General features: G+C 64.3%; 14 protein-coding genes. 7 read left to right on the forward strand and 7 right to left on the reverse strand.

Features of this window, described 5'->3' with window-relative positions:
* Window positions 1–32: 32 nt before the first annotated feature.
* The 3 genes from V6657_RS01120 (at window position 33) to V6657_RS01130 (ending at window position 1,650) form a co-directional block, all read left to right on the forward strand.
* The gene (locus V6657_RS01120) at window positions 33–335 is read left to right on the forward strand and encodes a hypothetical protein (protein ID WP_048933313.1); all 303 of its coding nucleotides are present in this window, start codon (window positions 33–35) and stop codon (window positions 333–335) included.
* A gap of 124 nt (window positions 336–459) precedes the next feature.
* Window positions 460–732 carry a zinc-binding dehydrogenase gene (locus tag V6657_RS01125; protein ID WP_048933314.1) on the forward strand — a complete coding sequence of 91 codons (273 nt, stop codon included), beginning with the start codon at window positions 460–462 and terminating at the stop codon, window positions 730–732.
* 321 nt (window positions 733–1,053) lie between these two features.
* A complete protein-coding gene (locus V6657_RS01130) occupies window positions 1,054–1,650 on the forward strand; it encodes a hypothetical protein (RefSeq protein ID WP_048933315.1) in 597 nt (198 codons plus the stop codon).
* A gap of 78 nt (window positions 1,651–1,728) precedes the next feature.
* On the opposite strand, the gene lipA is transcribed toward V6657_RS01130, so the two are convergent.
* The 3 genes from lipA to V6657_RS01145 all read right to left on the reverse strand — a co-directional run bounded on the left by lipA (window position 1,729) and on the right by V6657_RS01145 (window position 4,015).
* Window positions 1,729–2,730, reverse strand: coding sequence for a lipoyl synthase (lipA, locus tag V6657_RS01135; protein ID WP_048933316.1), 1,002 nt, complete (start codon window positions 2,728–2,730; stop codon window positions 1,729–1,731).
* Window positions 2,731–2,787: 57 nt separating this feature from the next.
* A complete protein-coding gene (gene lipB / locus V6657_RS01140) occupies window positions 2,788–3,477 on the reverse strand; it encodes a lipoyl(octanoyl) transferase LipB (RefSeq protein WP_048933317.1) in 690 nt (229 codons plus the stop codon).
* A gap of 178 nt (window positions 3,478–3,655) precedes the next feature.
* Complete coding sequence (locus V6657_RS01145; protein WP_048933318.1) at window positions 3,656–4,015, reverse strand: DUF2917 domain-containing protein; 360 nt, start codon at window positions 4,013–4,015, stop codon at window positions 3,656–3,658.
* Window positions 4,016–4,164: 149 nt separating this feature from the next.
* Between V6657_RS01145 and V6657_RS01150 the strand changes: the two genes are divergently transcribed.
* Complete coding sequence (locus tag V6657_RS01150; protein WP_048933319.1) at window positions 4,165–5,127, forward strand: transcriptional regulator GcvA; 963 nt, start codon at window positions 4,165–4,167, stop codon at window positions 5,125–5,127.
* 72 nt (window positions 5,128–5,199) lie between these two features.
* On the opposite strand, the gene V6657_RS01155 is transcribed toward V6657_RS01150, so the two are convergent.
* The 4 genes from V6657_RS01155 to V6657_RS01170 form a co-directional block, all read right to left on the reverse strand.
* Window positions 5,200–5,502 carry a DUF493 family protein gene (locus V6657_RS01155; protein WP_021196295.1) on the reverse strand — a complete coding sequence of 101 codons (303 nt, stop codon included), beginning with the start codon at window positions 5,500–5,502 and terminating at the stop codon, window positions 5,200–5,202.
* Between the two features lie 20 nt (window positions 5,503–5,522).
* Complete coding sequence (locus V6657_RS01160; protein ID WP_048933320.1) at window positions 5,523–6,716, reverse strand: D-alanyl-D-alanine carboxypeptidase family protein; 1,194 nt, start codon at window positions 6,714–6,716, stop codon at window positions 5,523–5,525.
* A 77-nt stretch (window positions 6,717–6,793) separates the two neighbouring features.
* Window positions 6,794–7,450, reverse strand: coding sequence for an alpha/beta hydrolase (locus V6657_RS01165; RefSeq protein ID WP_048933321.1), 657 nt, complete (start codon window positions 7,448–7,450; stop codon window positions 6,794–6,796).
* Window positions 7,451–7,489: 39 nt separating this feature from the next.
* Window positions 7,490–7,819 carry a ferredoxin gene (locus tag V6657_RS01170; protein WP_048933322.1) on the reverse strand — a complete coding sequence of 110 codons (330 nt, stop codon included), beginning with the start codon at window positions 7,817–7,819 and terminating at the stop codon, window positions 7,490–7,492.
* 450 nt (window positions 7,820–8,269) lie between these two features.
* On the opposite strand from V6657_RS01170, the gene V6657_RS01175 reads away from it, so the two are divergent.
* The 3 genes from V6657_RS01175 to V6657_RS01185 all read left to right on the forward strand — a co-directional run bounded on the left by V6657_RS01175 (window position 8,270) and on the right by V6657_RS01185 (window position 12,993).
* A complete protein-coding gene (locus V6657_RS01175) occupies window positions 8,270–9,559 on the forward strand; it encodes a dicarboxylate/amino acid:cation symporter (RefSeq protein WP_048933323.1) in 1,290 nt (429 codons plus the stop codon).
* Between the two features lie 121 nt (window positions 9,560–9,680).
* Entirely contained in the window at window positions 9,681–11,651 is a 1,971-nt protein-coding gene (locus tag V6657_RS01180; protein WP_048933353.1) for a sensor histidine kinase, read from the forward strand.
* Window positions 11,652–11,676: 25 nt separating this feature from the next.
* Window positions 11,677–12,993: a sigma-54 dependent transcriptional regulator gene (locus V6657_RS01185; protein WP_048933324.1), complete on the forward strand. Its 1,317-nt coding sequence runs from the start codon at window positions 11,677–11,679 to the stop codon at window positions 12,991–12,993.
* Window positions 12,994–13,277 lie beyond the last annotated feature (284 nt).

Here is a 13,277-nt window from a genome sequence, read left to right on the forward strand (position 1 = left end):
CTCGCCACCTTTGCCCTGAGCATCACAGCACCATGGCTTCCCTGGGTTTTACCGACGTTGTTGGACTGGTTGGCGTTGCCGCTTACGTGACGGCGCACTTTGCAGTGCAGGTGTTGCACAAGCCGCCCGCTGGTGCATTCGTCGTTCGCCTGAACCTGGTCGGCCCCATTTGCATTTTGATTTCGCTGATGGGGGCGTTCAATTTGGCATCGTTTCTTTCGCAGTTCTTCTGGTTCGCGCTGACGCTGCTGGGCTGGTGGAAGAACGTGCAAGCGGGGAGGCTCGTAGCCGAGGCCCCGAGTGCTCCGCGCCCGGGGCGGCCGGCCAATGAATAGGTTCGTACTGCATCACCAAGACCGCGCTTTCGGGCGCGGTTTTTTTTTTCGACCGCGTTTATTTGCCGAATGCGGCGATCACCGCGTCAATGAAGCTGCGCAGCTTGGGTGTAGGCCGCCGGTCTTGCCCGAGTACGGCGCGCTGAGCACGGGGGCGACGGCGTTCCCGCTGTTCCCGGTGCTGGGCAAGCAACTGACGGTGCAGGGCTATCAGTACAAGCTGGTCGTGCGCGATCCCGCCAAGCTGGCCGCCGCCAAGCAGTTCATCCTCGATGGGCTGGCCTCTGGCGCGCTCAAGCCGGTCATCGACCGTGTGTTCCCGCTGGAGCAGATCGTCGAGGCCCACCGCTATCTGGAATCCAATCAGCAGTTCGGCAAGATTGTTGTGACGGTCTGAACCGATTCAGCGTGACGGCACTGGAGTGCACGATGCTGCTCCAGCGTCAGGGTCTGTGCGCACGCCTTGGCGCTTCTACGCCAAGGCATCGCTGACCCTCGGCCGCCAGCCACTGACAACGCCGCGCTGTAGCGCACCGTAATGTCTGCCCTAGGTTTGGCGCCACGACTGCGCTGTACTGTGCGCATGCCAATTGTTGATTTATGGAGAACAGTCTTTTCTTGATGCGGTTATTTATTCTTGAAAGGCAACGATCTATTCTGCTCTCAAGCGCAACGAACTGAGCGCAACCGAACATCTAGGCACATAAAGGAGCCGATCATGAACACCCGTCTCGCAACCGCTTTCTCCCGTAACACCCTGCTGGCCCTGGTGGCCACCGTGTCCGCTTCTGCAGCACTGCTGTCGGCCCAACCGGCCGCCGCCGCACAAGCCAAGGAGCCGTACACCAACGGTCAAGCCGTGACCAAGGCCGATCCGTACACCCAAGGCGCTGCCGCCAAGTACGACGTCTATACGCAAGGTGCCGACCGCCAAGCCAACACCTACGGCTATCTGTCGTGGAAGGGCGATCGCTTTGATCCGTACACCCAAGGTGCCGCCGGTAAGGCTGACCCGTACACCGACGGCGCGATTGCCAAGGCTGATCCGTACACGCAAGGTGGTGACCGCCAAGCCGACACCTACGGCTATCTGTCGTGGAAGGGTGATCGCTTTGACCCGTACACCCAAGGTGCCGCCGGTAAGGCTGACCCGTACACCGATGGTGCAATCGCCAAGGCTGATCCGTACACCGACGGCGCTGCTGCCAAGTTCGACCCGTACACGCAAGGTGCCGACCGTCAGGCCGACACCTACGGTTACCTGTCGTGGAACGGCGATGCCTCGTATCCGAAGGACGCTGCTTCGAACGTCTAATCGAACTGCACCAAAGCAAAAGGGCCTTGGGTTCAACCCCAAGGCCCTCTTTGTTTGTGCAGCGTTTCTGGCTGGCGATCAGACCACGCCGGCTTCGTGCGCCTGCTGATCGGCGTGGTACGAGCTGCGGACCATGGCGCCCACGGCGGCGTGCGTGAAGCCCATCTCGTAGGCCTTCTCCTCGAACATCTTGAAGGTGTCCGGGTGCACGTAGCGCAGCACCGGCAGGTGGTGGCCCGACGGCGCCAGGTACTGGCCGATGGTCAGCATGTCGATATCGTGCTCGCGCATGTCGCGCATGACTTCGAGGATTTCCTCATCCGTCTCGCCCAGGCCGACCATCAGGCCGGACTTGGTCGGCACATTCGGGTTGCGGGCCTTGAAGTCCTTCAGCAGCTTGAGCGAGTGCGCGTAGTCGGCACCCGGGCGGGCCTGCTTGTACAGGCGCGGCACGGTTTCGAGGTTGTGGTTCATCACGTCCGGCGGGCATTCCTGGAGGATGTCCAGTGCCTTTTCCAGGCGGCCGCGGAAGTCCGGCACCAGCACTTCGATGCGCGTGGCCGGCGACAGCGCACGCGTGCGCGAGATGCAATCGACGTAATGCTGGGCACCGCCGTCACGCAGGTCATCACGGTCGACGCTGGTGATGACGACGTAGTTGAGCTTGAGCTGGGCGATGGTCTTGGCCAGGTTTTCCGGCTCGCGCGCGTCGAGCGGGTCCGGGCGGCCGTGGCCGACGTCGCAGAACGGGCAACGGCGCGTGCACTTGTCGCCCATGATCATGAACGTGGCCGTGCCCTTGCCGAAGCATTCACCGATGTTCGGGCAGCTCGCCTCTTCGCACACCGTCACGAGGTTGTTGGCGCGCAGGATGTCCTTGATCTCGTAGAAGCGCGAGTTGCCGGTGGCGGCACGCACGCGAATCCAGTCCGGCTTCTTGAGCTTCTCGGCCGGCACGATCTTGATGGGGATGCGCGCGGTCTTGTCGAGTGACTTCTGCTTGGCCGTGGCGTCGTACGGTTTGTTCGACGGGGCGGAAGTGACGACGCTTTCAGCGGCGCCGGTGGCGGAATCGGTCATCGTGTTCTCCGCGTGTGCTTGTGACACACGCTTGGGTCAGGTCCTGCTTGCCAGGCGCTACGCAGTAGCGGTCTCGGCGGGTTGCGCTTGCGCGCGTTGCTGCAATTGGGCGACCAGCGCATCGGCTAGTACGCGGGAAACGGGGTGCCAGTCGGTTGCATCGACCAAGCGCCCGGACGCGTCGTGGGCGCCGACGGTCACCATGTCGACGGTTTCCAGGCCGGCATAGCCACACGGGTTGATCTGCGTGAAGGGCGAGAGGTCCATCGCCAGGTTCAGGCTCACGCCGTGGTAGCTGCAGCCGTTGCGGATCTTCAGCCCCAGCGCGGCGATTTTGGCGCCTTGGTGCGGCCCGTTCGACAGGTAGATGCCGGGGGCGCCAGCCTTGCGTTCGGAGGCGACATTATACGTGGCGAGCGTCTCGATGACGGCCGCCTCAATGGCGTCGACCAGCGCCTTCACGAACAGCCCGCGGCGGCGCAGATCCAGCAAGAGGTAGGCAACGACTTGGCCGGGGCCGTGGTAGGTGATCTGTCCGCCACGGTCGACTTTGACCAACGGGATGTTGCCGGGGGCCAACAGATGTGCCGGATCGCCGGCCAGACCGAGCGTGAACACCGGCGGGTGTTCAACCAGCCAGATCGTGTCGGGGGTGTCGGGGCCGCGCTCGGCGGTGAACGTCTGCATCGCGTCGAAGCTGTCGGCGTAGTCCTGAAAGCCGCGTTCGACGATGTCAATCGGAATCATGCTCGCGAGTGTATCGCAGGGCCGCCGATGGCGCCGGGTGCCTTTGCCCAGTTGGCTCGTAGGGTTGGCCCCAAAAAACGATGCCGGTGCGATGGGAGGCATCGCACCGGCATCGGGCTTTCGCGGCAACTGCCGCAAAAGGAGGCTAAAACAGGTTCGGCGTGCTCAGGTGGTCAACTCAGGCTGCCACGATCGGCGTTTCGGCGTGCTCGTTCCAGCCGAGCGCGGCGAGCGTATGGCGCCAGCCGTCCGTCACGTGCCACGGCTTGCGCGGCATGTGGCCGTCCAGCGCTTCCACGGCCAGCGACACCGGGCCAGCAGCTTTCGGGTCGACCGAGACGACGATTTCCTCGCCGCGTTTCACCGCGACGCTGCCACCGGCGTGCAGCCATTCGTCACCGGCTTTGTTCTCGTGCGTGACCCATACGTCACGGCCATAGGCCTCTTCAACCCGCAGGTTCTGGTTCGCCGGCATACGCAATGCCACCACTTCGCCGGGTTGGAGAGTGAATACAATTTTTGTTAGTACAGCTTTCATGATCGGCTCCTTCACGGCATCGAGGCGGGGCCTGCCGTGGAAGTAGTCTAGGTGGTTGGTTGCCTAGTACAAAACGATATATATTGTTGTCTTTGATAGCGCGGCTCACATAGAGATAAGAGGCGGCGCAACGAAAATCCGGAGGGAATATGACGGAGATCCGCGAACCGATGCGCCTGCCACCGCTGGGCGCACTGCGGGTGTTCGAGGCGGCGGCCCGCTATGAGAGTTTTTCGCGCGCGGCGACGGAGTTGTTCGTCACGCACGGTGCGGTCAGCCATCAGATGCGCACGCTGGAGGAGGAGCTGGGCGTGCCGCTGTTCGAGCGGCGCGGCAAGCGCGTCACGCTCACCCATGCGGGCCGTGTCTACGCCGATCGCGTGCGTGAGGCGCTTGATCAGATCGCCCAGGCCACGCATCAGTTGCGCGCCGGCAACCGTGACAACCGTTTGGCCATCAGCACCATGCCGTCGTTTGCGGCGCGCTGGCTGACGCCGCATATCGGCACCTTCATCGAAAAGCACCCCGAACTGGAGGTGGAGCTGTTTTCCAGCCCCGCGCTGGTCGATTTCGGGCGCGAAGAGGTGGATGTGGCGCTGCGCATGGGCTCGGGCAACTATCCGGGCCTGTATGTGGAGAAGCTGCTCGACGACGTGTTCTTCCCGATCTGCAGCCCGTCGTTCAACGATGGGCGCCTGCCGCGCACTGTGGCCGAGATGGCGACCATGACCCTGCTGCGCAGCGAGGGGGAGGATTGGACGCCCTGGTTCGAGGCGGCCGGCGTGCCCGGGTTTGTCGAGCCGCGCGGCGGGCTGATGTTCCAGGATTCATCGCTGCTACTGCAGGCCGCGGCGGCCGGGCAGGGCATTGCGCTGATCCGTCCGACACTGGCGTTCAACGAGTTGCTTGCGGGCCGCGTGGTGCGCCTGTTCGAAACGACGACGCCGTGCCCGTGGAACTACTACTTCGTCTGCCCGCACAGCGCGCTGCAAACGCCCAAGATGCAGGCGTTTCGCGCGTGGCTGCTGCCGGAGATTGCCGCGTTCAAGCTCAAGCTGGAGCGGCTGATGGACGACAACACCGTCTGCCTGGGCCACGTCGCCAAAGGGTGACGCCGGATCGGCATTCGCAAAAGCAAAACGCCCCGGCATGACCGGGGCGTTTTGCTTGGTGCGCGAGGCGCCTTACAGCACGATCTTGACCATCGGGTGGCTCGTCAGCGCCTGGTACAGCGCATCGAGCTGCTCGCGGCTGGTGGCGCGCACGATGACGGTCAGGCCGAGGTAATTGCCGCTCGACGACGGACGCATTTCCAAACGACCGGCGTGGAACTCCGGATCGTGCTGCTGAACCAGCTTGACGATCGTCTCGGCAAAATCATCCTGCATCGCCCCCATCACCTTGATGGGGAAGTCGCTCGGATACTCGATCAGCGATTGCTCGGGGGGGATGTGGCCCGGCGGCGGGGGTGTGTGCGAAGAGGTCATGTCGAAGTAAATGGGGTCGATTACTTCTTTTTAAACCACAGCTTGACCGAGTCAATCGTGCGGCCAATGAAGCCGGCTTCCGGCACGGCTTCCAGCGCCACCACCGGGAATTCCGACACCACGGTCGAGCCATCCATCACCTTGACCGTGCCGAGCTGCTGGCCCTGCGTGATCGGGGCGATCAGCGGTTCCTTGCGCTCAAGCACCGGCTTCAGGCGCGCACCTGCGCCCTTGGGCACGGTGATCCACTTGTCTTCGGCCACGCCCAGCTTCACGGTCTTGGCCTGGCCCTTGTACACGTCAGGCGTCTGCAGCGGCGCCTGGGCTTGGTACAGGCGCACCGTGTCGAAGAACTGGTAGCCGTAGTTCAGGACCTTCAGGCTTTCCTGTGTGCGGATGGCGTCGCTCTTGGTGCCGACGATGACCGACAGCAGGCGACGGTTCGCACCCGGCACATCCGGCAGAGGCCGGTTGGCCGACGTGACCAGGCAGTAACCGGCCGACTTGGTGTGGCCCGTCTTGCCGCCGTCAACGGTCGGGTCGAGCCACAGCAGACGGTTGCGGTTGGGCTGCTTGATGTTGTTATAGGTGAATTCTTTCTGCGAGTAGAACTTGTAGTCCTGCGGGAAGTTCTTGATCAACGCCGACGTCAGGATCGAAAGATCACGTGCCGTGCTGTAGTGGTTCGGGTCGGGCAGGCCAGCGGCATTGGCGAAGTGCGTGTTCTTCATGCCCAGGCGTTCGGCTTCGCGGTTCATCAGCATCACGAAGTTGGTCTCGGTGCCGCCCACGGCCTCGGCCAGCACAAGCGCTGCATCGTTGCCCGACTGGATGATCAGACCCTGCGTCAGCTCACGCACCGAGGCGGGTTTGCCCGGCTGCAGGAACATGCGCGATTCGTCGGTCTTGACGGTGCGCACGGTCTCCGTGGGCGTGATCATCTGGTCGTACTTGAGCTTGCCGTCGCGCACGGCTTCGAAGACCAGGTAGGCCGTCATCAGCTTGGTGAGCGAGGCGGGCTCGATGCGCTCGTCCATGTTGGCGCCAGCGAGCACCTGGCCGCTGGTCACGTCAGTCAGCATCCACGAGCGGGCCGCGACTTGCGGGGCAGGCACGGACTGCGCCGCGGCTGGCAACGCCGTGACAAGCGTGGCTGCGGCAACAACGGTGACAGCGGCGGAAGAGAAGACGGAAGCGGTGAAACGGGTCTGCATGGCGGGTCCTGCGGTCTACTTAGGGTTCAACGATGCCGCGCACGGGGGGAGGCGCGGCATCCGGGAAAACAAAGGGGTTAGGGCCGTGGCGCCCAGGCGCCGGCAATGAGCTGCTTGATCAGGTGCAGCTTGCGGTGGAAGAAATGATCCGCGCCTGGAATGACGATGACGGGCAATTCCTGCGGGCGCGCCCAGTTGAGTACGTCGATGAGCGGCACGGTGTCGTCCTGCTCGCCGTGGATGATGATGGTGTCAGCCGGCACCGGCGCCACGTCCCAGCGCGAGGTGGCGGTGCCGACCAGCGCCAGGCGCTCGGCAGGCGTGCCGGCCTCGGCCAGGCGGCGTGCCACATGCGAGATGACGAAGCTGCCGAACGAGAAGCCGCCGAGTGCCAGCGGCAGCGTGGCCACATCGGCCGACCATTCGGTTTGCGTACGCATCCAGTCGAGCACGGCCAGCACGTCGTCCTGCTCGCCGATGCCGTTGTCGTGCGTGCCTTCGGTCTTGCCCACGCCGCGGAAGTTCAGGCGCACCGTCGCATAGCCGAGGCCGACGAAGGTGCGTGCCAAGGTCTGCGCGACCTTGTTGTCCTTGGTGCCGCCAAACAGCGGGTGCGGATGACCAACCAGTGCCAGGCCACGCGGCGCGCCCATGGTCGCATCGGGCAGGTCAATCGACAGGTCGATCTGTCCGACCGGGCCGGGAATCAGGCGTTCTTCGGTATGCACGTTCATGGAAATACAGATGCGCGGATGCAGTCAGTCTCAAGCGGCTCAGGCGTTGGCAGGGCGGTCGACCATCAGCCGTTCGACCGGTTTGCCTTCAATCAGGTGGCTCTGGATGATTTCGTCGATGTCTTCTTTGTCAACGAAGGTGTACCAGACGGCCTCGGGGTAGACCACCAGCACCGGACCGAGTTCGCAGCGGTCGAGGCAGCCGGCCTTGTTGATGCGCACGCGGCCTTCGCCGTTGATGCCGAGTTCCTTGCAGCGCTTCTTGGCGTATTCCTGCATGGCCTTGGCGCCAAAGTCGGCACAGCAGCGCGAGCCGTCCTCGCGTTCGTTCAGGCAGAAGAAAACGTGGTGCTGGTAGTGGCTGCTCATGGGCGGACAGGACAGGCTCAGAGGGCTGAGGTGACGGCGCACGGGGCAGGATCTGGAAGGCTTCCAGGCACCGGGCGCACAGTGTGGATTTGCGTAACGAGCCGGCATTATACGGCCCCAAGGTGGCGACTTCCCGTGAGTTGGTCGCGCGATGCTGCGTCGCAACACGTTTTCCGGATGTCTGGACGCCCGTGTGCGCGGATTCCGGGATTGACGACGGGTGGGCCGAGTGCCATCGTAAGCACACCAGGCTGGCGCTAGGCGGCACAAGGGCTGGCGGGTTGTCGGTCAAGAAAATCAACACTGGCATAGCCCTTGCAATAACGAACGCCCTGCCGCGGGAAACGCCGGATGCGTCGGCGTAGCGAGGCAGGAGAGAGACCACACCAGGGCGGGTCGGACCGGGCGAGCAGTTGAGCGTACGGCCGGTCTGTGACACTCGAGGAAGACATGAAAAAACCGTTCTACAAAATCCTGTACGTACAGGTGCTGGCGGCCATCGTCATCGGCGTTCTGCTGGGCCACTATTCGCCCGAACTGGCCGTGAAGATGAAGCCGCTGGGCGATGGCTTCATCCAACTGATCAAGATGGTGATCGGGCCGATCATCTTCTGTACGGTCGTCTCCGGCATTGCCGGCATGCGCGACATGAAGAAGGTGGGCCGCGTGGGCGGCAAGGCGCTGCTCTACTTTGAGGTTGTCTCGACCTTCGCGCTGGTGATTGGTTTGGCGGCCGGCCATATCTTCAACCCGGGTGCGGGCTTCAACGTTGACGTGCACACCATCGACGCCAAGGCCGTGGCGCAGTACGCCGCCAAGGCGCAATCGGCCAGCACGGTGGACTTCCTGCTGAACATCATCCCGAGCACGGTGGTGGATGCCTTCGCCAAGGGTGACATCCTGCAGATCCTGCTGATCGCGCTGCTGTTTGGCGGTGCGCTCTCGGCCATGGGCGACCGTGCCCAGATGGTCACGGACTTCATCGACCAGATCTCGCACGTGTTCTTCCGCATCGTGCACGTCATCACGCGCGTGGCCCCGATCGGCGCGTTCGGTGCGATGGCGTTCACCATCGGCAAATACGGTGTGATCTCGCTGGTGCCGCTGCTCAAGCTGGTGGGCACGTTCTACCTGACGGCCATCATCTTCGTGGTGGTGGTCCTGGGCATCATCGCGCGGCTGGTCGGCTTCAACATCTTCCGCTTTGTCGCGTACATCAAGGAAGAGCTGCTGATCGTGCTGGGCACGAGCTCGTCGGAATCGGCGCTGCCGCACCTGATGGAAAAGATGGAGAAGCTGGGCTGCTCGAAGTCGGTGGTGGGCCTGGTGGTTCCGACCGGTTACTCGTTCAACCTGGACGGCACCAACATCTACATGACGATGGCGGTGATCTTCATCTCGCAGGCGCTGAACATCGAGCTGACCTGGACGCAGCAACTGACCATCCTGGCCGTGGCCATGCTGACGTCCAAGGGCGCATCGGGCATCACCGGCGCGGGCTTCATCACGCTGGCCGCCACGCTGGCCGTGGTGCCGACGATTCCGGTGGCGGGCATGGTGCTGATCCTGGGGATCGACCGCTTCATGAGCGAGTGCCGCGCGCTGACCAACATCACCGGCAACGGTGTGGCCTGCGTGGTGATCTCGGCGTGGGAACGCGAGCTGGATCGCGCCAAGCTGGCCCGTGTGCTGTCGGGCAACCGCAGCGACGAAGGCGTGCCGGCCACCCCGGCAGCTTGATCCACCAGCCTGGGCAGGCGCCTGCGGGCGCCGCCGCTTGAAAGCGTATGATTGCGGGGCCTGTCTTCCAGACGGCCCCGCTTCTTATTTGGAGCGCCTCGTGACACGCACGACGGCCAGCATGGCTTTGGAAGACAAGGCGAAGATACTCCCCGTCGCCCAACTCCAGCCGATGTCCGATCCCGATTTCTCATTCACCAGCGCCTCCGGCTCGCGACGCGGGTTCTGGTGGCTGGTGGCGGCCGGGCTCGTGGCACTGATGACCGTAGTGTGCGCGACCACCTTTGTGGTGACGTGGAACCGCGGTCTCGCGCAGGCGCAACAAGCCGCCGGCGGCCGTGTCGACCGCTACGCCGCCAACCTCAAGAGCACGCTCGACCGCTACGAATACCTGCCGGCGCTGGTGGCGCTGCATCCGTTCATCCACGATCTGCTGGCCAACCCGACGCTGGCCAACGTCGAGCGTGCCAATCGCTACCTGCGCGAGGTCAATGACCGCGCACACGCCACGGCCACGTACGTGATCGCCCCCAGCGGCCGAGCGATGGCGGCCTCCAACTACAACCAGCCCGACAGTTTTGTCGGCGCGGAATATCTGTTCCGGCCGTATTTCCAGCAGGCGGCGGCGGGCCACGTCGGGCGTTTCTACGGTATCGGCATCACACGTGAAGAGCCGGGCTACTACATCTCGCAACCCGTCATGCAAGACGGCCGCGTGATTGGCGTGACGGTGGTCAAGCTCAACCTCGAATGGTTCGGCCGCGCGAGCCACGATGCGTCGGAGCCGGTGATGGTGGCCGACGAGAACGGCGTGATCTTCCTGTCGTCCGTACCGGCATGGCAGTACCGCACCGTCGAGCCCTTGACGTCGCATCTGCAGGCGCAGCTGGAATCCACCCGCCAGTACTACCGCAAGCAGATCACGCCACTGCCATTGCAGCCCGAGGCACCTGCCTTCCTGCGCTTGACCGGACGCTTGCCCGAGGGCGCCGAGCTTGTGCGCATCGGTGAGCGCCTCAATGCCACGCGCTATCTGCAGGTCTCGCGCGATCTGGTCGAACCGGACTGGACGCTGATGTACCTCACCCCTGTGGACCCGGTGATGAGTGCCGCGCGCAGCGCCACGGTGGCCGCCGCGTTCGCCTTTGCGTTTGCGTGCCTGCTGCTGTTCTATTGGCGCCAGCGCCGTCTGCGCATGATGGAAATGCTGCGCAGCCGCAGGATGCTCGAAACTGCGTATGACCAGCTCGAACGCCGCGTTGAAGACCGCACGGCCGACCTGATGGCCACCAACGAACAGCTCCAGCACGAGATCGTCGACCGCACCCGCGCCGAGGCCGAACTGCGCGCCACGCAAGACGAACTCGTACAGGCCAGCAAGCTTGCCGCGCTTGGCCAGATGGCCGCCGGCATCACGCACGAGTTGAACCAGCCGCTGGCCGCGCTGCGCACCTTTTCCGACAACACGCGCATCCTGCTGGAGCGCGGCCAGCACGGCGCCGCCACCGACAACCTGCAAGCCATTGCCGACCTGACCGAGCGCATGGGCAAGATCACCGCGCAGCTCAAGCTGTTTGCAGGACGCTCGCGCCGCAAGCACAGCGACGTGCAGGTGCGCGTGGCGCTCGATCACTCGCTGGCGCTACTGCGTCCGCGCCTGGGCGACGTGCGGCTCGAACTGCATTGGCGCGTGCCCGAAGTCGAAGCCATCGTCCGGGCCGATGAACTGAAGCTTGAGCAGGTCCTCATCAACCTGATCGGCAACGCGCTGGATGCCATCGGCACCAGCGAAGCCGGGCGCCCAGGCCGCATCGACATCGACATTGGTCCCGCCGAGGGCGTGCCGTCGCAATTGAGTATTGCCGTGCGCGACAATGGCGCCGGCATTCCGCCCGACGCCATGCCGCACCTGTTCGAGCCCTTCTTCACCACCAAGGAGATCGGCCAGGGCCTGGGCCTGGGGCTTGCGATTTCCACCAGCATCGCGCGCGACTTCGGCGGCTCACTCTCGGCCGCGAACGTACCGGGTGGCGGCGCGCAATTTACGCTGACACTGGTACGCGCCGAGGTGACCTCGGCCACTCCATCCTGACCCGTTTCTCATACGCATACGACCCATGTCCGAAGGCTTGAACGTTCTCTTCATCGAAGACGACCCGCCTGTGCGCCAGGCCACCGCGCAGAGCCTGGAGCTGGCCGGCTTCAACGTGCAGGCGTTCGGCAGCGCCGAAGAAGCCGTCGGCAAGATCGACGCCAACTTTCCCGGCGTGGTGGTGAGCGACCTGCGCTTGCCAGGCGCCAGTGGCCTGGACGTGCTTGCGCATTGTCAGTCGTTCGGCACGGGGATTCCCGTTGTGCTCGTCACCGGCCACGGCGACATCACCATGGCCGTGCAGGCGATGCGCGATGGCGCGTTCGACTTTATCGAGAAGCCGTTCCCTGCTGAACGCCTGACCGAGACCGTGCGCCGCGCCGTTGAGCGCCGCGCGCTGGAGCTGGAAAACCGCGCGCTGCGCCGCGAGCTGGCGGGGCCGGCGGCGGGTACACGCATCATCGGCCGCTCGCCGGCGATGGGCGCGGTGCGTGCGTTGATCGAGAACGTGGCCACCACCGATGCGCCGGTGCTCATCAACGGTGAGACCGGCACCGGCAAGGAACTGGTCGCACGCAGCCTGCACATGCTGTCGCCGCGTCACGACAAGCCGTTCATCGCACTGAATTGCGGCGCGGTGCCCGAGGCGATTTTCGAGAGCGAGATGTTCGGCCACGAGGCCGGCGCGTTCACCGGTGCGGGCAAGCGGCGCATCGGCAAGCTGGAGCACGCCTCGGGCGGCACGCTGTTCCTCGACGAGATCGAGAGCATGCCGATCGCGCTGCAGGTGAAGCTGCTGCGTGTGCTGCAGGAAGGCGCGCTGGAGCGGTTGGGTTCCAACGAGTCGGTACGCATTGACGTGCGCATCGTTGCCGCCGCCAAGGGCGACATGGAGGCGCTGATCGATGCCGGGGGCTTCCGGCGCGACTTGTACTACCGCCTGAACGTGGTCGCCATCGACCTGCCGCCGCTGCGCGAGCGCCGCGAAGACATCATCCCGCTGTTCGAGCACTTCCTGCTGGAAGCCGCCGTGCGCTACCAGCGCCCGCTGCCGATGCTGGCCGAGCGCCAGCGCCACGAGTTGATGCAATCGAGCTGGCCCGGCAATGTGCGGGAGCTGCGCAACGCGGCGGACCGCCTCGTGCTCGGCGTCGGTCGCACGCCAGTCGTGACGGATGCTTCGGAAGACGGCATGCCGCTCAAGGAGCGCGTGGAGCGCTACGAGCGTACGGTCATTGCCGAAACGCTGGCGCGCACGGGTGGTTCGGTGCACCAGGCGGCGGACATCCTGCAGATGGGCCGTGCCACGCTGTACGACAAGATCAAGCGGTACGGCCTGTAACACCATGTTCGGATAGTCGGTGCTGCACCCAGAAGAAACCGCTGCGCCCTAGCGGTGCGGAAGAGGAGGGGGGATGGAGCAGAACGATCCGGGATCGGAGGATGCACGCGTTGCGGCTACGCTCCCCGACCCTGCGCGCCGCAGGCTGCTGCAGACTGTAGCGACGGGTGCGGCACTCTCAGCGTTGCGTCCATGGTCAGCGTGGTCGACATCCTCGGCGGTGTTGATCAACGATGTGACAGGCCTCAACCCTACCTGGGTTGACCAGCAACGGGCTCCACGCA

Source organism: Ralstonia sp. RRA (assembly GCF_037023145.1).
Taxonomy (GTDB): Bacteria; Pseudomonadota; Gammaproteobacteria; order Burkholderiales; family Burkholderiaceae; genus Ralstonia.